Raw genomic sequence first — 19,863 nt, 5'->3', positions numbered from 1 at the left:
AATATTACAAAAAAAACCCGATCGACTAAGCGTATCGGGTAATATTTTGATATTTAGCTTAATTATTGCGCTAATAATTTATTCATGGTTTGAATAAATTTGCTTGGATCGCTAAGCGAGCCTTTTTCAGCAAGTAAAGCTTGATCAAGTAATAGTTCAACCCAATCGTTAAATGCGCTTTCATCTTGTGTATCGGCAATACGTTTAACCAATTTATGATCTGGATTGATTTCAAACGTGTATTTGATTTCCGGCGCTTTCTGACCTGCTGCTGCAAACAATTTAGCCATTTGTGTACTCATTTCGTCAGCAGCTGTGGTGACAATTGCTGGTGTATCAGTTAACCGATGAGTTAATTTAACGTCTTTCACCTTATCGCCTAATGCGGTTTTGACTCGTTCAATAAATGGTTCAAGTTCTTTTTCAACTTGTTTTTGCTCTTCACTATCTTGATCGGCAAGTTTTTCGATTGATTCGTCTGATTTACTAATAGATTGGAACTGTTTGCCATCAAATTCAGTTAAATTGCTCATCATCCATTCATCAATACGATCGGACAATAATAATACTTCAATGCCTTTTTTACGGAATAGCTCAAGATGAGGGCTATTTTTAGCGGCACCATAGCTGTCAGCGGTAATATAGTAGATCTTTTCTTGACCTTCTTGCATACGGCTAATGTAATCATCTAACGCAACAGTTTGCGCATCGCTATCAGTATGAGTTGACGTAAAACGAAGTAATTTAGCAATTGTTTCACGGTTGGCAAAGTCTTCACCAGTACCTTCTTTTAATACTAAACCAAACTCATTCCAGAACTGTTGATATTGTTCTTTGTCGTCTTTAGCAAGTTTTTCAAGCATTTGTAATACACGTTTAGTACATGCATTACGCAAGTTTTGGGTGATTTTGTTGTCTTGCAAAATTTCGCGCGATACGTTTAATGGTAGATCATTTGAATCAATTAAGCCTTTAACAAAACGTAAATAGTTTGGCATAAATTGTTCAGCATCATCCATAATAAACACGCGTTGTACATACAGTTTTAGACCGTGTTTATTATCGCGATTCCACATATCCCAAGGTGCTTTTGCAGGGATGTAAAGTAGACTAGTGTATTCTTGTTTTCCTTCTACACGATTATGGCTCCAGCTTAATGGGTCAGCAAAATCGTGTGACAAGTGTTTATAAAATTCTTTGTATTCTTCATCAGTGACTTCTGATTTGCTACGTGTCCAAAGTGCTTGGGCTTTGTTGACTTTTTCCCACTTAACTTCTTTGCTCTCTTCGTCAGTGGTTTGTACTTCAACAGGAAGTGAAATATGATCAGAATATTTGCTAATGATAGAACGCAAACGCCAATCATCTAAAAACTCTTTTTCGTCTTCTTTTAAGTGTAAAGTGATTTCGGTACCACGAGTTTCTTTATTATCGTCAGATATTGTATATTCACCTTCACCCGCTGACTCCCACTTAACCGCTTCGTCAGCTTTTGCTGTGGCTGCGCGTGTTCTAACAGTAACTTTATCGGCGACAATAAAAGCAGAATAAAAACCTACACCAAACTGACCAATTAATTGACTATCTTTAGCCTGATCACTACCAATCGATTCTAAAAATGCTTTAGTGCCTGATTTAGCAATTGTACCTAAGTTTTCAATCACCTCATCACGTGTCATCCCAATACCGTTATCGGCAATCGTTAAAGTGCCGGCTTCTTTATTGGCCGAAATACGCACACCAAGTTCACCATCACCAGCATATAGATCTGGATTTTCAAGTGCTTTAAAGCGGAGTTTATCGGCCGCATCAGATGCGTTAGAAATAAGCTCTCTTAAAAAAATCTCTTTATTTGAATATAAAGAGTGAATCATTAAATGTAGAATTTGTTTAACTTCGGATTGAAATCCACGCGTTTCAGTGCCTTGCTTACTCATTGACTAGTACCTCTATTATATTTAGCTATTTCAATTAATTCTAACGACAAAAATAAATTTTCTATAACAACTTTTATTATTTTACGCTGTCTACTTAGTACATTATCAGTTAGTATTAACCGAATAAAATTAACATAATGGTTTGATTTATTGATGTATTGCTATATGGGAATAAAAAAAAAGATTTCAATAGAAATGGGAAAATTAATTTATCTCTTACACATTGTTTGGTTATTTTTTGTTAATAAACTTAACTAAAACTGCCGCAAAAATAGGGTAAAAAAAGCCTTGAATGAATCAAGGCTTTAAACTAAAAAAACACGTTACACTAAATTACAATTACATTAACCCGTAAACAAGAATAAAAATTACCGCAACAGGAATTACGAATCGTGATAATAAAGTCCAAACACCAAACCAGAAAGGACTTAAATTTAACTCTGAGCGGATGCGTTTTTGATTCATCATCCAAGCACCAAATATCACAGTGCCTAATCCAGTCACTGGTAACATGATTTTACTTGTTAAATAGTCTAATAAATCAAAAATGTGTTTATCAAAGAGTTTAACATCGGACCATAAGTTAAAGGATAACAAACAAGCAATACCTAAAGCCCAAATGACGATACTACTTGTGATCGTTGCTGCTTTTCTGCCTAGTGGAGTTTTTTCTTCTAATAATTCAACGGTTGGTTCAAGTAACGAAATAGAAGACGTTAATGCCGCAAAAGTTAAGAAGATAAAGAACAATATACCTAAAATCGCACCACCAGCCATGTTACCAAATGCTATTGGTAGTGTAACGAAAATAAGGCCTTCTCCTACTGCTGGAGGTAAACCGTTAGCAAAAACTAAAGGGAAAATAGCTAAACCAGATAATACGGCAACAATAACGTCTAATATTACAACTGTACGCGCAGTTGACAATAAGTTGACGTCTTGTCCTAGGTATGAACCATATGCCATCATAATACCCATACCTAACGATAAACTAAAGAATGCATGACCTAATGCCGCTAAAATAGCCGTGCCATTTAACGCTGACCAATTAGGTGAAAATAAAAATTCACATGCAACACCAAAAGATGGACCGCTAGCATAGGCCGCATAGCCAACAAGAATTAATAATAAAATACCTAATCCTGGCATCATTAGCTTACAAGCACGCTCTAAACCTGCACCAACACCTAAGGCAACGATAAGTGCAGTGATGGCCATAAATATGGTATGCCAAGTCAATAAATGGCTTACGTTACCACGGAAATCATCAAAAATTTGTTGAGTAACTGCACCACTTGCTCCATCAAATGAGCCTTTAGCTGCTATAAAAATATAATCGGTCGCCCAACCGCCAATAACGCTATAAAATGATAGGATTAAAAAAGAACCTACTACACCAATAATACCGACCCAGCGCCAAGATTTTGAATGGCCTTCTGCAACTGCGACATCTTCCATTGTATGGATTGGGTTTTTTTGCCCACGACGGCCAATTAGCCATTCTAAAACTAAAATCGGCAAGCCGATAAGAAACATAAATAGCAAATAGGTAAGTACAAATGCAGAACCGCCCATTTGACCCGCCATATATGGAAATTTCCAAATATTACCCAACCCAACAGCAGAGCCTGCCGCAGCAAGCATAAATCCCATGCGCGAGCTCCATTGTGAGTGGCTTTTTTTCATAGTACCAGTACTCATTAATATTTTTCCTTTAGTCTTATTAATTTAATTCAGCGTTGTGAATAGTGTTTTTTGTTAATAAACCTTTGATCATGCCATGAAACAAACCTATAAACAAGATATTATTCAGGTTATTAGTTAAATCTGTATGAAAATTTAGCAGGTTAAATAGACATATATGATATTTAATTTTAAGATGATTGCAATGGTCGCTATTTTATAAACAAGAATAATTAGGGCCATTTATTGATAATCACAAGCACATAGCATATAGTTGATATTAGATTTTATTGATACTAAAGAGTCATTATGTCACAAAATATAGACCAAAACGAAATTGACAAATTTTCACAACTTGCCGCCGATTGGTGGAATCCAAATGGCAAATGCAAACCACTACATATAATCAACCCATTGCGAGTGGATTATGTACAACAGAAATGTGGATCGTTAACTAACAAAACCGTACTTGATGTAGGATGTGGTGGTGGGATCTTGTCTGAAAGCCTAGCCAAATTGGGAGCAAATGTAACCGCCATTGATCTTGCAGATGAATCGCTTAGCGTTGCCAAAATTCATGCCGAACAAAATGGCCTTATGATCAATTATCAAAAACAAACGGTTGAAGATCATGCACAACAACACCCAGGGCATTATGATGTGATTACCTGTATGGAGTTATTAGAACACGTGCCTGATCCGTTTTCGATTATTCAGGCTTGTGCAACATTACTTAAACCCGAAGGCAAACTGTTTTTATCGACCATCAATCGCAATCATAAAGCCAAATTATTATTAATTTATGGGGCAGAATATATTGCTCGCTTAGTACCCAAAGGTACGCACGACTTTAATCGTTTTATTCGCCCATCAGAATTAATGACACTTGTTGAACAAGCTGAACTTATTGTTGGTGATGTAATAGGAATGGAATACCATTTATTAAAAAACCAATTTCAATTAGGACCAAATATTGATGTTAACTACATTTTAATGGCCAATCGTAAATAGCTTGCGATAATAAATCGCATCTAACACTAAATATCGCTAGTTTTTTATAGTAAAAGTGAGTAAAATGCTTCGGCAATATTTTATCAACAATCCAACCCAATGGTGAATATTGTCATGTCTCGCATAATTAAAGAAGCCCTCACGTTTGACGACGTATTGTTAGTTCCAGCTCACTCAACGGTATTACCTAACACAGCCGATATTAGCACTCAACTAACCCGAACAATAAAGCTCAATATTCCAATGCTATCTGCTGCAATGGACACAGTTACTGAAGCTGATCTTGCTATTGCGCTAGCGCAAGAAGGCGGAATTGGTTTTATACACAAAAATATGTCCATCGAAAACCAAGCTAATCACGTAAGACGTGTTAAGAAGCATGAAAGTGGTATTGTGCAAGATCCGGTATCTGTCTTACCTACTTCAACTATACGGCAAGTAATTGAATTGGCAAAAGAATATGGTTTTGCAGGGTTTCCTGTTGTAACTGAAAGCCAAGAATTAGTCGGAATTATTACCGCACGTGATGTCCGATTTGCAACTGATTTATCTTTACCCGTTACAGCTGTTATGACGCCAAAAGAACGTTTAGTTACTGTAAAAGAAGGTGAGCAACGCGAAATCGTACTGAAAAAAATGCATGAACACCGTGTTGAAAAAGTTCTTGTGGTTGATTCACGATTCCACCTAAAAGGCATGATCACCGTCAAGGACTATAACAAAGCGGAACAAAAACCTAATGCTTGTAAGGACGAAAAAGGCCGCCTACGTGTAGGTGCTGCTGTTGGTGCTGCAGCCGGAAATGAAGAGCGCATTGCCGCATTAGTTGAAGCGGGGGTTGATGTATTATTAATTGATTCATCACACGGCCATTCAGAAGGTGTACTAGAGCGTATTCGCCAAGCAAGAAAGGCTTATCCTGATCTACAAATTATTGGTGGCAATATTGCAACAGCCGAAGGCGCCAAAGCCTTAATTGATGCAGGTGTTAGCGCGGTTAAAGTTGGAATTGGGCCTGGATCTATTTGTACAACCCGTATTGTCACGGGTGTTGGTGTACCACAAATTAGCGCTATTATGGATGCGGTCGAAGTGGCACAAAAACACAACATCCCAGTTATTGCTGATGGTGGAATTCGCTTTTCTGGTGATATTGCTAAAGCGATCGCCGCAGGCGCTTCTTGTGTAATGGTTGGTTCAATGTTTGCCGGTACCGAAGAAGCCCCAGGTGAAATCGAGTTATTCCAAGGTAGAGCCTATAAATCATACCGTGGAATGGGATCGCTAGGTGCAATGGCCAAAGGGTCTTCTGACCGCTATTTCCAAACCGACAACGCTGCCGACAAGCTTGTACCAGAAGGCATAGAAGGGCGCATTGCCTATAAAGGTCCACTAAAAGAAATTATTCACCAACAAATGGGGGGCTTAAGATCTTGCATGGGGCTAACTGGTTGCGCAACAATTAATGACTTACGTACAAAGTCGACATTCTACCGTATTACTGGCGCAGGCATGAAAGAAAGCCATGTCCATGACGTTCTTATTACCAAAGAGCCACCTAATTATCGCGCAGGCTCATAAAAAAGAGGGACGTCCCTCTTTTTTTATTATCTAAACACTGTTTAAAAATGGTAAAATCCATTGCTTACATAAAATGGACGACGCTTTCTTTATCCCCGATACCCGCCGATCCTTTACACCACACCAAAGTGACCATGTTGGAGTTATGGCATTAAAGCAATTTCCAGACAACCCACATAATGCATTTTTAGAAGCTGTTTATTTTGCAAAAAAAATCCTCTAAATAGGATGTGGTTATGGTAGCTATTTTGAACATAAAACTACAAACGTCCAAAACTCTCGCATTTAATCTATTTAATCGACCCAAACCATTTCCCAAAACATACCGATAAAATCTTATCCATCATCCTGACAAAAATTTACAGTTTTTTAACAAAAAGGCCAACACATTATTTTTCAACTAATTATAATTTAAATTTTTTAAATCAGAGTAATGCTCATTAGTTGAGCGCGCAATTATAAAAATTAAAATAAAACAATTAATTAATTAATAGGATGAATGAAGTGCGCTACCATAGTTGGATTCTAGTTTGTCAAAACTACGCCCTAAATTTTTTTCAATATCATCGTAGTCTGAAACAGACTCCATTCTCATTTTTATTATTGAAATCATCAAGCTTAGCGCCATCGTTTGGGGTGTCATCGAGGTCGAGGTGTAAGCCTTTATCCCCTTTATCAAAGTCTTCCCCGGTCTTTGCGGCATTGTTGTTACTGTCGTGTTCGTTTGGTACACAAGCGTTATCGATTTATATGTCGTCAAGTACATCAAACGTTATTGAAGGTAGTGAGCCGTATTTAACGTTTGATGGGGGGCGAACTAAAGAGTTTTCAGCGAAGACTTTATTGTCTATCACGTTGCCAGATGGTCGAATCATTAAACCAACGTTTAATACATCAAATGCGATGAATCCAATAAGGTTACCTTATGCAGGGATCACATTGGGGGATATAGGCACGTTAATACCACCATCAGCTGATTCAGTAAGTTTAAATGATTTAGTGAACACCTATCATTATTGGGGAGATGCTGATGGAGATGGTGAGGATACCAATGGTGTTACTGTGACGGGTAGTATCTCGGTGAATTTTACTGATAAGGACGGTAATACGGTAGGTCGTAATGATATATTAGATTCCTGTAAGGCCCCATATAAGATAACATTGAGTAGTACAGAAGGAAGTTTAACTACACAGTACGGAGTCCCTAATACAAGCCATTTCGATAGTTACTCAGTGTCGTATTATATCAATCCGTATGATTCTAGTATTTGTTATATAAGGCCGAATCTCAATAATGGCTTACATGATTTTAGAGGCCCTGCTAACATATGGAATCCCGGCAACGGTTTTTTAGTTCAGTCAACCAGTCCGTTATCTTACGGTAATAATTTTCCTACTACGGGTGCTGATGGTTTGTATTTTGATTTAATTGTCCGTGGCGGAGATGGAAATGAGTTGACGTGGTCACCTGTCACCTTGGGCGGGATAACTGCTACAGTCACATGGGTAAGACCAAACAAAAGTGATGATTGGATTTTTAATAGAACCCGTGTAGCTCGGGTAACATTAACGGGTCCTAGGGCAACTCCTGGTCAGGTGGCTTCTGATAATCCTAGTACGCTTGAAAAGCCATCTTTGCCGCAGACATTTGAGTTAGTGGGTAAGGATAGTAGTGGTAATGTGATACTCAAGTATGGGTTTATGTTGAAGCAGTGGTTTGTCAATCGGGGGTATGAGTTCTTTGATATAGAAACTCAAACAGCTTGGTGTAATAGTTTGGGTTATCGAATGCCGCATATAAAGGATTTAACTAACGCGAAGTGTGGTATACATTTTAATTTTCGGTGCGTAGACGGAATCGATGGCGCAACACCGTCATCATCTCATAATTTTTACCAACGACAAATAGGTGCAGGATTTTTCACTGAGTGGGGGCAGTTGATAAGTTACAGCGGTCCGGGCTTTGGTCGCTACGAAAACTGGACGAGCGACGCTTCAGGTAATCAGTGGTTTTCTGTCAGCCCGATTGACGGCAAGGTCCTTCTCGACTTTCCGGAGATCCGCAATCATGTTGTTTGCACCGTACCTTAGTTTTTAGTCTTTAATTCTTAGACTTAGGGCTCTGGGGGGGATGGTGCCAACAAGAAGGCAATATAGCAAAGAACAGCGCCTCCGCGGAGTTGGGGGGATTAGTAAAATGGGGCTTGTGCTGTTGTGGTTAATTACTACAACAACATAAGCCGCAAACAACCAAAGCAATAACTACTTTTAATTCTTAAAACACGCTTCAATTTTTCATTAAAAATCGGTTAGAAAAGGTATTGATTTTATTGAAGTTTTTATTTTGTATTTTCAAGGAAAATCAACCGCATACACAACCTAAGCAAAGCGCCGACATACAACAAATCAACAAAACCACAAATAGCACCCTAATAACAGCAAATTAACCGCTCCAAACCCTTTTTTTAACGACAATTTAAAATTAAATAAAATCAACAATTTAAAAAACACCTCAAAAAAAGGGTTTTCAAAACCAAAATTGTTGTTTATCTTTATACAGCAAGATTTATCAAATCTTAAGCTCTACCTTAATGCCGTATAGGCGGTTTAGAAAACCCCAGTTTATTACTCAGAATTATTATCTGTCCTTAACGCCGTGTAGGCGTTTAATTTAAATAAAATCAACGACATAATTATAATAACATAATATCTTCCCAAGAAGATGGTTATGTTATTTGTCTTATTCCGGCGTCAGAATGTGCCGACAACAGAGCGAGGTTAGCACGCCAAACAGGACGTTTGGCGAGGCTATTCTCCGTCTGGAACGGATAATAGCCGGTGCGTCAAGACCGAGCGACGGCGGGGAGGGTAGCCGTAGGCCACATTCTGCAGCCAAGCGCGGGATTGCTAAGGGAATTCGCTCTAATTCCCTTAGCTCGGACGTTGTCACTGTAGCTATTTTGTTCACCAACGGTCAAAACGTCCGAAACCTGCGCACCCAATTTATTCTATTCACCAACCCAAAAAAAGGCCTGATTTTCCGCCCAAAAATCGGTCAGAAAAGGTATTGATTTTATTGAAGTTTTTGTTTTCCTTTTTTAAATTAAAATCAAATACTTAAAAAATCCATCGATTTGTATTGATAACCTACTAACTACTACTTTTTACTAATAGCTTGTCTACATCCCCCTTATTTAAATTAATTCACCAATAAACAACTTTCCCTCGTTGTGAGGTAATTTATATTGTTTAATATTGCATCAATTATCGGCAGTTTAAAGACTATTTTATTGGTTTATGGTATGATTATCGTCAAATTCAACGACAATAAGTTATGGTGATTATGAGTTATCAAGTTCTGGCACGCAAATGGCGACCAAAATCATTTTCTGAAGTTGTGGGGCAGGAACATGTCCTTAAAATTTTGTCTAATGCGCTATCACTTGGTCGCGTTCATCATGCTTATTTATTTTCAGGCACGCGTGGGGTGGGTAAAACCTCAATTGCGCGTTTGTTAGCTAAAGGGCTTAATTGCGAAACTGGCATTACTGCAACGCCTTGCGGGGTTTGTGATAATTGTCGTGATATTGAGCAAGGGCGATTTGTTGATTTACTCGAAATTGATGCCGCATCGCGTACCAAGGTCGAAGATACTCGTGAAATCCTTGATAATATTCAATACTTGCCAACCAAAGGGCGCTTTAAGGTCTATTTGATTGATGAAGTCCACATGTTGTCACGCAGTAGTTTTAATGCATTACTAAAAACTCTAGAAGAGCCACCCGAGCATGTTAAGTTTTTATTGGCGACAACGGATCCACAAAAATTGCCGATTACTATTTTGTCGCGTTGTTTGCATTTGCATTTAAATGTGCTTGATACAGCGCTAATCAGCAAACAATTAGCTCATATTTTACAGTTAGAAAAAATCAGTAGCGAACCTAAAGCGATTGGAATGTTGGCAAAAGCCGCTAATGGAAGTATGCGTGATGCACTGAGTTTGACCGATCAAGCCATCGCTCTTGGTAATGGTATGATTGATGCTAATTCGGTGGCGGTTATGCTTGGTACGCTTGATAAATCGATTCCGTTTTCGTTTGTTGAGGCATTGCATCATGGTGATGGTAATGCACTAATGCAACAAATCGAAGCGGCCGCTATGCAGGGAGCGGATTGGGATAATTTATTAGCCGAAACCATTACCTTGTTGCATCAAATTGCGTTATTACAAGTAGTGCCAACAGCATTAGGTGATTATACCGATAACGAAGACCGTATCCGCTTTTTAGCACAATATATGTCGCCGAATGATGTGCAGTTGTTTTATCAAATTTTGTTGATGGGTCGTAAAGAGCTTGCTTTTGCTCCCGATAAAAAAATCGGTGTTGAAATGAGCTTTTTACGTGCTTTAGCTTTTATGCCTAAGGCGGTTGATGCTGTCATTCCCCCCGTCTCAGTTAGTCCTGTTTCTGTCCAAAGCAATACGAAGCCACAAGGGCAAATGCAGTCGCAAACTCAGTATGCTGACCCTGCACCAACAACCAGTGCACCACAAGTAGCTCAGCCTGAGAATACCTCTGCTACTTACTCAGAGCAAACTACATCACCAGCCGTCAATGCGCAACAATCAGATCTTAGTTCGCCTTTATCACAACAACTGCAAAATTCTTCGCAACCAGTAAGCGATACGTCGTCTGTTATAGCTCAAAAGGTTGAGCAAACGGCTAATATTAAATCAACCACTGGCGATGTAGCGATTCCTGAAGATGTTTCGTCTGTGACTAAGAGTATTTTAGAAATGCGTATGCAGTTGATGAAAGAGGAACAAAAGCCAAAAAAGTCTAAAGCGGTTGGCGCGACTAGTGTTGCTCAACCCAAAACTCCAGTAGTCAGTGCATCACTTGAACGAATTAAACAAAACTCGGCAACTGTTGAGTCAGTCAATACTGATAACGATGAAGGTAGTTGTGAGAACGAGGAAGAAGAGATCACAGCCGAAAATTATCAATGGCAAGCCAGTGGCTTAATTGCTATGAAAGAAGAGATTGTGGTTGATACAAAAGCTTTTCGAGAGTCACTTAATGGTGAAAAGACCCCCGAAATGACCAAAAAATTGATTGCCGAAATGGCTCAAAAGGATGCATGGTGTGCTGAAATTGAGCAGTTGGATTTGTCGCCTTTGATTAAGCAAATTGTGGTTAACTCCGCTTTTGAGCAAGTAGATAATGGAACGATAGTGTTGCATATGCGATCGGCAGTTAAACACTTAATTAATTCGGCAGGGAATGTGATTAAAGTGAAAAAAGCACTTTGTAAATATCACAATCAAGAGCTTGATGTGAAGATTGTTATTGATGATGATCAAAATCGTAAGACGCCAATCGAAATGCGTGAAGAGTTGTATCAACAAAAACTAGCACAGGCAAAAATAACTATTGCCGAAGATCCAAAAGTGGCAACAATTTGCCGATATTTTGATGCCAAGATTGATGAAGCAAGTGTTCGTCCTGTATAATCGTGGCTATATTTTTTAACGAGGAATTATTATGTTTTCAGGTGGAAAAGGCGGCTTGGGTAATTTAATGAAACAAGCCCAACAAATGCAAGCAAAAATGCAACAAGCGCAAGAAGAGATCGCTAAATTAGAAGTGACTGGCGAGTCGGGCGCGGGTATGGTTAAAGTCACTATTAACGGTACGCATAGCTGTAAACGTGTTGAAATTGATCCATCACTATTAGCAGAAGACGATAAAGAGATGTTAGAAGATCTTATTGCCGCTGCTTATAACGATGCTGCTCGCCGTTTAGATGACGCACAAAAAGAAAGAATGGCGCAAGTAACTGGTGGCATGCAATTACCACCGGGTTTTAAAATGCCGTTTTAAGTTAACGCATTCATTTAGTTAGTTATCTCTTTTATATTGCCGAGTTTGTTAATCAACTCGGCAATGTTTTAATTATGCCTGTCTATTTATACAGTTTTTCTTTATTATTTTTTTGCTATCAGGTAAACTACTTTAATCATTTGCTTAATTATTACGCTTTATTATTAAGGATATATTGTGATTGGTCGTTTACGTGGCACTATTATTGAAAAGCAACCTCCTAAAGTACTGATTGAAGTTGGTGGAGTCGGTTACAATGTGTTTATGCCGATGACCTGTTTTTATGAATTACCTGAAAACGGGAAGGAAGTTATTGTGTTAACTCATTTTGCTGTGCGTGAAGATGCTCAAGTGCTTTATGGGTTTAATCAAGAGCAGGAACGTGAGTTATTTCGTGAGCTAATTAAGGTTAATGGTGTTGGTCCCAAATTAGCATTAGCTATTTTGTCGGGTATGTCTGCATCGCAATTTATTAGTGCGGTTGAACAAGGCGAAATTAAAACCTTAGTTAAGTTGCCGGGCGTGGGTAATAAAACGGCTGAACGGCTAATCGTTGAAATGAAAGATCGTATTAAGCGTTTTGGAGAGCAATTATCAAGCGCTAGTACAATTGTTGATACAGGCAACGTTCTTAAATCAGCTAATCAAATTGAAGGCGAGGCCGTTTCTGCTTTAATTGCTTTAGGTTATAAACCACAAGAAGCTAGCCGTATTATTAATAAAGTCATCAAGCCAGATATGGATAGCGAAACGTTGATTCGTGAAGCCTTAAAATCAGCATTATAAATAGGAATTTATTATGATTGAAGCGGATCGATTAATTGCCCCACAGGCGCAAAAGGAAGAAGAATCACTTGATCGTGCTATTCGCCCTAAATGTTTGGACGAATATATTGGGCAACCGCAAGTGCGGGAGCAGATGAAGATTTTTATTCAAGCAGCTAAACAACGTAGTGATGCGCTCGATCATGTACTTATATTTGGCCCCCCAGGACTTGGTAAAACAACTTTAGCCAATATTGTGGCGAACGAAATGAATGTCAATTTACGCACCACTTCTGGTCCTGTTTTAGAAAAGGCTGGTGATTTAGCGGCTATGCTGACTAATTTAGAGCCTAACGATGTGCTGTTTATTGACGAAATCCACCGTCTTTCCCCTGTCGTTGAAGAAATTTTATACCCCGCGATGGAAGACTACCAATTAGATATTATGATTGGTGAAGGTCCTGCTGCACGTTCGATCAAAATCGATCTTCCCCCCTTTACCTTAATTGGTGCAACAACTCGCGCCGGATCGTTAACTTCGCCACTGCGGGATAGGTTTGGTATTGTGCAGCGCCTTGAGTTTTATCGGGTTGAGGATTTGGAATATATTGTTAGTCGTAGCGCTAAATTTTTGGGTATGGATTTGTCAGACGAAGGTGCACATTTAATTGCTAAACGTTCACGCGGTACACCACGAATTGCCAATCGTCTTTTGCGTCGTGTACGCGACTATGCTGATGTAAAATCAAAAGGGGTTATCGACAAAAAAATTGCCACTCAAGCACTTGATATGCTTGATGTTGATAACGAGGGCTTTGATTATATGGATCGCAAATTGTTGCTGGCTATTATCGAAAAGTTTATGGGTGGTCCAGTTGGATTAGATAACATTGCCGCTGCCATTGGTGAAGAGCGCGAAACGATAGAAGATGTGCTCGAGCCGTTTTTAATTCAACAAGGTTATATTCAACGAACACCTCGTGGCAGAATCGCAACACCACATGCGTATCGCCATTTTGGCATTATTCAGGATAATTAGGTTAAGGTTGTGAGAAACTTAAGGTTCATAAAAAAACGTGACTATTAGATGAGTCACGTTTTTTTATTTACTGATGCTATATTGCTAATTTTGACTTAACCGAGTTCTTTTTCAGTAAAAATGCCACTAAATAAATCGGTACTTAAATAACGTTCGCCAGAAGACGGCAATATAACCACAATAGTTTTATTGATATTTTCAGGTAATTTAGCTAAGCGATCCGCGGCAAAAACAGCAGCACCCGATGATATCCCAGCTAATATGCCTTCTTTTTCCATCAATTCGCGTGCTGTTTCGATAGCGTCTTCGTTCGATACTTTTTCGACTATATCAATTAAACTTAAATCAAGATTTGTCGGAATAAAACCAGCTCCAATACCCTGAATTTTGTGCGGTCCTGGTTTGATAGGCTCGCCTGCTAGTGCTTGACTAATGACGGGTGAATTGGTCGGTTCAACGGCAACTGCGGTAATATTTTTGCCTTGTGTTTTTTTGATGTAACGCGTTACGCCAGTGAATGTACCGCCTGTTCCGACACCAGCAATAAAAATATCGATTTGACCATCGGTATCTTGCCATATTTCAGGGCCAGTTGTTTTTTCGTGGATTTCTGGGTTAGCTGGATTGCTAAATTGTTGTAGCATGAGGTTTTTTTTAGGATCACTTGCCACAATTTCTTCGGCTTTTTCGATTGCGCCTTTCATCCCTTTAGCTGCTTCAGTTAAAATTAAATTTGCACCTAAGGCTTTAAGAAGCTTTCTGCGCTCTATGCTCATGCTTTCAGGCATGGTTAATGTTAATTTATAGCCACGAGCAGCAGCAACAGCCGCTAGTGCAATACCTGTATTACCGCTTGTTGGTTCGATTAATTCAACATCAGAGGTTAATAAACCGCGTTTTTCAGCATCCCAAATCATATTTGAAGCAATACGACATTTCACACTAAAACTAGGGTTGCGCGATTCGACTTTTGCTAATATGTTACCATGACCAAAATGTTTTAAACGAACCAGTGGCGTATGACCAATGGTTTGTGAATTATCATCAAATATTTTACTCATATTAGAATCCTTGTTAATTGCTATAAAGGAAATAGCATGACGTTGTTATTGCTAATAATACTTATTATTATAAATAGAACGAAAAAAGATGGTACTAATTAATAATTATAACAATATTCGTTTTGGTCATAAGCATAACTAATTATGCTTTTTATATAGTGCTTAATAGTATTTTTTACCTAATTTAAATTGTATTAAAATGTAGAAATTTAGTTATTTAGGCATAATTTAATGAGCGGATGGTTAAACCTGAAGAGCAATATCTAAATTTTCTTTAAATTCATCCAGAAACATCATTTTCCATCTCTAATTCAATCTTCTTAATAGCTTGTTCACAACGGTAAATTCGGTTATCAAGTGCGGCTATTTTGCTTTGGTTAATGACGTCTTGCGATAGTTCTAGCTCGTATTTCATCTCTTGCAATCGGCGCAAATAATCTAAATGGCGCATGTGTTTTTGGGCTAGGGTTTCTTCAATAATGGTTTTGGGCTGTTTTTGACGCAAGTTGTGGGTCGCAAGTTCGCGCGTCAGAGCCGCCATTTGGTTGACTAATGTTTCTGATAAAAAAGTAATTTGTTCGACTTTTTCTAATTCAATATTAGCAACTAATGCGTGATACGTTTGTTTGATTTTTTCAAGGTAAAACGTTTTATCCGTTACAATTTTATTGGTATGAAAAAGTTGTTCGTCAAAATAAGGCTCTTTAAATTTCTGTTCGTTTGCCAAATGAACTTGTTGTTCTAATTGGTCAATTTGCTTTTGTAGTGTAGCGAGTAAATTTGCCATTGTTGTTAGTCTTTGTTATAAGGTGGAAGTATCATTATCTTGACCAAAATAATCGCCTAAGTGCAATTTTGCTAATGTTATGATTTTCATAAATGATTCAAATGTTAATGTGTTGGCTTCGGTACCGTTTTCGGCAATGACTTTTTTAGTAATTAATTTTCCTTTTAGTTGATTATAGCAGTCAACTAAGTTAAGTGGTAAGGGGGATAGGGCACGTTTACCTAACCAAAATATTCCTTGTAGCGGCAGGCTTAAGGTAAATAGTATCGTTATTGCTGTGACCGCAATTGGTGCCGGCATGTAATATTGCCAAACCAGCAAACTAATCACGATAGGAGGTAGGTATTTAGTTGCGGTTTTTATGTGGTTAATGATTTTTACTTCAGGAAATGAATGTGCTAGTTGTTTATCTGTCGGGCAAAGCTTCATATACCTTTGTCCAGCTTTATATGTGTTTATTAGATTCATATTTTTGTGACTCCTCGACATTCACTTCTTATTATCTTAAAATAGTACTATTCAAATTGGGGACTCTTTTTATTCTATCTCAAAAAGTAAGATATCAGAAGTCACCTTAGCGTAGTCACATTGATTTTTAAATCATGTGCAGAGTTACCAATTTTGATTGGTATATATCTTTTTATTCAATCTATAGGAATTACTATGTCATCAAGTAATAACGCTCTTGTTCTTAATTGCGGAAGTTCATCATTAAAATTTGCTATTATAAACCCTGAAAACGGTGATGAGTTTCTTTCTGGATTAGCCGAATGTTTTAACCTGCCTGATGCACGTATTAAGTGGAAACTTGATGGCGTTAAAGGTGAAGCATCTTTAGGTGCAGGTGCTGCACATAGTGAAGCAATTAAATTTATTGTTAATAGTATCTTCCCAAAAAAACCAGAATTATTAGATAGTATTAAGTCTATTGGCCATCGTATTGTTCATGGTGGTGAAAAATATACTCAATCAGTAGTTATCGATGATTCAGTATTAAAAGGTATTGAAGATGCCGCTGCTTTTGCTCCATTACATAATCCGGCGCATTTAATTGGTATTCGCGAGGCGTTTGCTGCGTTTCCACACTTAAAAAATAAAAACGTGGCGGTATTTGATACAGCTTTCCATACCACAATGCCAAAAGAAGCATATTTATATGCGATTCCGAACGAATTATATACAAAACATGGTGTCCGTCGTTATGGTGCACATGGTACTAGTCACTATTATGTAAGCCAACAAGCTGCCAAATTGTTAAATAAACCAGTTGAAGAAACTAATGTGATCACTTGTCACTTAGGCAATGGTGCATCAATCACTGCAGTTAAAAACGGTAAATGTGTTGAAACTTCAATGGGCCTAACACCACTTGAAGGTTTAGTCATGGGTACACGAAGTGGTGATATCGATCCTGCTATTATGTTCTTTTTACATGACAATTTAAAAATGTCTGTTGCGGATATTAATAATCTTTTAAACAAAAAATCAGGTTTATTAGGTTTAACGGGTGTAAGTAGTGACTGTCGTTATGTTACAGATCATTACGAAACAGATGAAAATGCTAAAAATGCTTTAGATGTATTTGTTCACCGTTTAGTTAAATATATTGGTGGTTATGCAATGCTTTTAGACGGTCGTTTAGATGCTATCATCTTTACTGGTGGTATTGGTGAAAACTCTGAAGAAGTTCGTCGTATGGCACTTAACAAATTAAGTATATTAGGTTTTGAACTTGATCAAGAGCGTAACTTAGCAGCTCGTTTTGGTAAAGGTGGCACAATCACTAAAGATGGTTCTGCTATTGCGATGGTAATTCCAACCAATGAAGAACTAGTCATCGCTCAAGATGCTGCGCGTCTAACTGCGTAATAAATATTTAAAACCGCCTAAATGGCGGTTTGTTTTTATACAATAAAGAATTAAGAGGTAACAATTATGTCTCGTACTATTATGCTCATTCCAACTGGTACCAATGTCGGGTTAACTGGTGTGAGTCTTGGTGTTATTCGAGCTATGGAGCGTCAAGGTATTAACTTAAACGTGTTCAAGCCAGTAGCACAACCTAGAGCGGGTGGCGATGCGCCAGACAATACGACAACTTTAGTTAGTCATAATACTTCAATTCCAACACTAAAACCGCTTAAAATGAGCCATGTTGAAAACCTATTAGGTTTAAATCAACAAGATGTGTTAATGGAAGAGATCGTAGCCCTTTATGCTGAAAACACGAAAGGCGCTGATGTTGTTTTGGTTGAAGGCATTGTACCAACATCAGATTATCCTTTTGCCAATGAGCTTAATAATAATATCGCTAAAACTCTTGGTGCCGAAATTATTTTTGTGGTCAACATGGGTAAAGATACGCCTGAACAACTTAGAGATCGTATTGAGATTGCTCGTTCTAATTTTGGCGGCATTAAAAACGAAAAAATCGTTGGTGTGATTGTTAATAAAGTCAATGCGCCAGTTGAAGAACAAAGCCTTGCTCGTCCTGATGTTGCTGAAATTTATCACACCCCTAAGTTTGATGATAAAAAAATCACTATCGATGATTTAAATGCACATAGCCCATTGCCAGTACTTGGATGTATTCCTTGGAATATGGATTTAAGTGCTTGTCGTTCTATTGATATTGCAAAACATTTTGACGCAAAAATTATTAATGAAGGTGATATCAAAAACCGCCGCATTAAACATATCTCTTTCTGCTCACGTAGTGTGCCTAACATTATTAGTCATTTACAACCAAATGCACTGTTAGTGACCTCTGCTGATCGCGCTGATGTATTAGTGACGATTAGTTTAGCAGCTATGAATGGTGTAGCTATTGGTGGTGTGCTTTTAACCGGTGGTTACGAAATCGACGAAAAAATCGCAAAATTATGCCAACCTGCTTTTGATACAGGGTTACCTGTATTTACAGTTAAAACTAACACTTTCCAAACGTCGATTAACTTACAACAATTTAATTTAGAAATTCCTGTTGATGATAAAGAGCGTATGGAAAACACCCAAAATTATATGGCTGACCATATCGATGCTAAATGGGTTAAATCATTAAATGAAGTGGTGAATTCTGCACGTCGTCTGTCGCCACCTGCATTCCGTTATCAATTAACTGAACTTGCACGTAATGCGAAAAAAGTAGTGGTATTACCAGAAGGTGATGAACCAAGAACAGTTAAAGCAGCTGCAATTTGTGCTGAGCGTAATATCGCTAAATGCGTATTGATTGGTAATCCGGACGAAGTGCGTAAAGTTGCCGCTTCTCAAGGCGTGAGTTTAGGTCAAGGTGTTGAAATTGTTGATCCTGAATTAATTCGTGAAAAATATGTACCTCGTTTAGTTGAATTACGTAAAAATAAAGGTATGACAGAAGTGATTGCTCGTGAGCAATTAGCTGATAATGTAGTACTTGGTACAATGATGCTTGAAGCAAATGAAGTTGATGGGTTAGTGTCAGGTGCTGTGCATACAACGGCTAATACTATCCGTCCACCATTACAATTAATTAAAACTGCACCAGGTAGTTCACTTGTTTCATCAGTATTTTTTATGTTAATGCCTGATCAAGTGTATATTTATGGTGACTGTGCAATTAATCCAGATCCAAATGCGCAAGAATTGGCAGAAATTGCGATTCAATCAGCTGATACAGCAATCGCCTTTGGTATTGAACCACGCGTTGCAATGATCTCTTATTCAACAGGTAGTTCAGGTCAAGGTGCTGATGTTGAGAAAGTGAAAGAAGCAACTCGCATTGCTCAAGAAAAACGTCCAGATCTTATGATCGACGGTCCATTGCAATATGATGCTGCGGTAATGCCTGATGTAGCAAAATCGAAAGCACCAAATTCACAAGTAGCAGGTAAAGCAACAGTATTTATCTTCCCTGATCTTAATACGGGTAATACTACTTATAAAGCTGTACAACGTTCAGCTGATCTTGTTTCGATTGGTCCAATGCTACAAGGTATGCGTAAACCTGTGAATGATTTGTCTCGTGGTGCATTAGTTGATGATATTGTCTACACTATTGCATTAACCGCAATTCAATCAGCACAAGAACAAAACGCTGCAAAATAAATTTAGCAAAACGTTTTAACTATAGATA

14 protein-coding genes are annotated in these 19,863 nt (G+C 38.1%); 9 read left to right on the top strand and 5 right to left on the bottom strand.

Annotated elements, in window-relative coordinates; translation table 11 throughout:
* Positions 1 to 62 precede the first annotated feature (62 nt).
* Positions 63 to 1,937 (bottom strand): molecular chaperone HtpG, encoded by a 1,875-nt coding sequence (gene htpG, locus GA0061081_RS03795; RefSeq protein WP_091347204.1) that lies wholly within the window; start codon positions 1,935 to 1,937, stop codon positions 63 to 65.
* Positions 1,938 to 2,276: 339 nt separating this feature from the next.
* A complete protein-coding gene (locus GA0061081_RS03790) occupies positions 2,277 to 3,638 on the bottom strand; it encodes a sodium-dependent transporter (protein WP_209435353.1) in 1,362 nt (453 codons plus the stop codon).
* A 291-nt stretch (positions 3,639 to 3,929) separates the two neighbouring features.
* On the opposite strand from GA0061081_RS03790, the gene ubiG reads away from it, so the two are divergent.
* The 7 genes from ubiG (at position 3,930) to ruvB (ending at position 13,901) form a co-directional block, all read left to right on the top strand.
* Positions 3,930 to 4,631 (top strand): bifunctional 2-polyprenyl-6-hydroxyphenol methylase/3-demethylubiquinol 3-O-methyltransferase UbiG, encoded by a 702-nt coding sequence (gene ubiG, locus GA0061081_RS03785; RefSeq protein WP_091347203.1) that lies wholly within the window; start codon positions 3,930 to 3,932, stop codon positions 4,629 to 4,631.
* Positions 4,632 to 4,745: 114 nt separating this feature from the next.
* Entirely contained in the window at positions 4,746 to 6,212 is a 1,467-nt protein-coding gene (gene guaB, locus GA0061081_RS03780) for an IMP dehydrogenase (RefSeq protein ID WP_091347201.1), read from the top strand.
* A 504-nt stretch (positions 6,213 to 6,716) separates the two neighbouring features.
* Complete coding sequence (locus GA0061081_RS03775; protein ID WP_141683326.1) at positions 6,717 to 8,303, top strand: hypothetical protein; 1,587 nt, start codon at positions 6,717 to 6,719, stop codon at positions 8,301 to 8,303.
* A 1,252-nt stretch (positions 8,304 to 9,555) separates the two neighbouring features.
* Complete coding sequence (gene dnaX / locus GA0061081_RS03765) at positions 9,556 to 11,727, top strand: DNA polymerase III subunit gamma/tau (protein WP_091347195.1); 2,172 nt, start codon at positions 9,556 to 9,558, stop codon at positions 11,725 to 11,727.
* A 31-nt stretch (positions 11,728 to 11,758) separates the two neighbouring features.
* A complete protein-coding gene (locus GA0061081_RS03760) occupies positions 11,759 to 12,097 on the top strand; it encodes a YbaB/EbfC family nucleoid-associated protein (RefSeq protein ID WP_091347193.1) in 339 nt (112 codons plus the stop codon).
* A 177-nt stretch (positions 12,098 to 12,274) separates the two neighbouring features.
* Positions 12,275 to 12,883 (top strand): Holliday junction branch migration protein RuvA, encoded by a 609-nt coding sequence (gene ruvA, locus GA0061081_RS03755; RefSeq protein ID WP_091347191.1) that lies wholly within the window; start codon positions 12,275 to 12,277, stop codon positions 12,881 to 12,883.
* Between the two features lie 13 nt (positions 12,884 to 12,896).
* Complete coding sequence (ruvB, locus tag GA0061081_RS03750) at positions 12,897 to 13,901, top strand: Holliday junction branch migration DNA helicase RuvB (protein ID WP_091347189.1); 1,005 nt, start codon at positions 12,897 to 12,899, stop codon at positions 13,899 to 13,901.
* A gap of 95 nt (positions 13,902 to 13,996) precedes the next feature.
* Here the strand turns inward: ruvB and cysK are convergent, their stop codons facing one another.
* The 3 genes from cysK to yfbV all read right to left on the bottom strand — a co-directional run bounded on the left by cysK (position 13,997) and on the right by yfbV (position 16,217).
* A complete protein-coding gene (gene cysK / locus GA0061081_RS03745) occupies positions 13,997 to 14,962 on the bottom strand; it encodes a cysteine synthase A (protein WP_091347187.1) in 966 nt (321 codons plus the stop codon).
* A 280-nt stretch (positions 14,963 to 15,242) separates the two neighbouring features.
* Positions 15,243 to 15,749, bottom strand: coding sequence for a primosomal replication protein PriC (gene priC / locus GA0061081_RS03740; RefSeq protein WP_091347186.1), 507 nt, complete (start codon positions 15,747 to 15,749; stop codon positions 15,243 to 15,245).
* Between the two features lie 15 nt (positions 15,750 to 15,764).
* Positions 15,765 to 16,217 carry a terminus macrodomain insulation protein YfbV gene (yfbV, locus tag GA0061081_RS03735; RefSeq protein WP_167349291.1) on the bottom strand — a complete coding sequence of 151 codons (453 nt, stop codon included), beginning with the start codon at positions 16,215 to 16,217 and terminating at the stop codon, positions 15,765 to 15,767.
* Between the two features lie 195 nt (positions 16,218 to 16,412).
* On the opposite strand from yfbV, the gene GA0061081_RS03730 reads away from it, so the two are divergent.
* The gene (locus GA0061081_RS03730) at positions 16,413 to 17,618 is read left to right on the top strand and encodes an acetate kinase (RefSeq protein WP_091347182.1); all 1,206 of its coding nucleotides are present in this window, start codon (positions 16,413 to 16,415) and stop codon (positions 17,616 to 17,618) included.
* 66 nt (positions 17,619 to 17,684) lie between these two features.
* Positions 17,685 to 19,835: a phosphate acetyltransferase gene (pta, locus tag GA0061081_RS03725; protein WP_091347180.1), complete on the top strand. Its 2,151-nt coding sequence runs from the start codon at positions 17,685 to 17,687 to the stop codon at positions 19,833 to 19,835.
* The last annotated feature ends 28 nt before the right edge of the window (positions 19,836 to 19,863 follow it).

This window comes from Gilliamella bombicola (assembly GCF_900094945.1).
Lineage (GTDB): Bacteria > Pseudomonadota > Gammaproteobacteria > Enterobacterales > Orbaceae > Gilliamella > Gilliamella bombicola.
The sequence above is the reverse complement of the archived record's forward strand: the minus strand, read 5'-3'. Positions and strand labels throughout refer to the sequence as shown.

What these genes read in the sequence shown, in the direction of transcription:
- priC (WP_091347186.1), bottom strand. Translation starts at nt 15,749, where the DNA reads ATGGCAAATTTACTCGCTACACTACAAAAGCAAATTGACCAATTAGAA.
- cysK (WP_091347187.1), bottom strand. Translation starts at nt 14,962, where the DNA reads ATGAGTAAAATATTTGATGATAATTCACAAACCATTGGTCATACGCCA.
- ruvB (WP_091347189.1), top strand. Translation starts at nt 12,897, where the DNA reads ATGATTGAAGCGGATCGATTAATTGCCCCACAGGCGCAAAAGGAAGAA.
- ubiG (WP_091347203.1), top strand. Translation starts at nt 3,930, where the DNA reads ATGTCACAAAATATAGACCAAAACGAAATTGACAAATTTTCACAACTT.
- guaB (WP_091347201.1), top strand. Translation starts at nt 4,746, where the DNA reads ATGTCTCGCATAATTAAAGAAGCCCTCACGTTTGACGACGTATTGTTA.
- yfbV (WP_167349291.1), bottom strand. Translation starts at nt 16,217, where the DNA reads ATGAATCTAATAAACACATATAAAGCTGGACAAAGGTATATGAAGCTT.
- GA0061081_RS03790 (WP_209435353.1), bottom strand. Translation starts at nt 3,638, where the DNA reads ATGAGTACTGGTACTATGAAAAAAAGCCACTCACAATGGAGCTCGCGC.
- pta (WP_091347180.1), top strand. Translation starts at nt 17,685, where the DNA reads ATGTCTCGTACTATTATGCTCATTCCAACTGGTACCAATGTCGGGTTA.
- GA0061081_RS03760 (WP_091347193.1), top strand. Translation starts at nt 11,759, where the DNA reads ATGTTTTCAGGTGGAAAAGGCGGCTTGGGTAATTTAATGAAACAAGCC.
- dnaX (WP_091347195.1), top strand. Translation starts at nt 9,556, where the DNA reads ATGAGTTATCAAGTTCTGGCACGCAAATGGCGACCAAAATCATTTTCT.
- GA0061081_RS03730 (WP_091347182.1), top strand. Translation starts at nt 16,413, where the DNA reads ATGTCATCAAGTAATAACGCTCTTGTTCTTAATTGCGGAAGTTCATCA.
- htpG (WP_091347204.1), bottom strand. Translation starts at nt 1,937, where the DNA reads ATGAGTAAGCAAGGCACTGAAACGCGTGGATTTCAATCCGAAGTTAAA.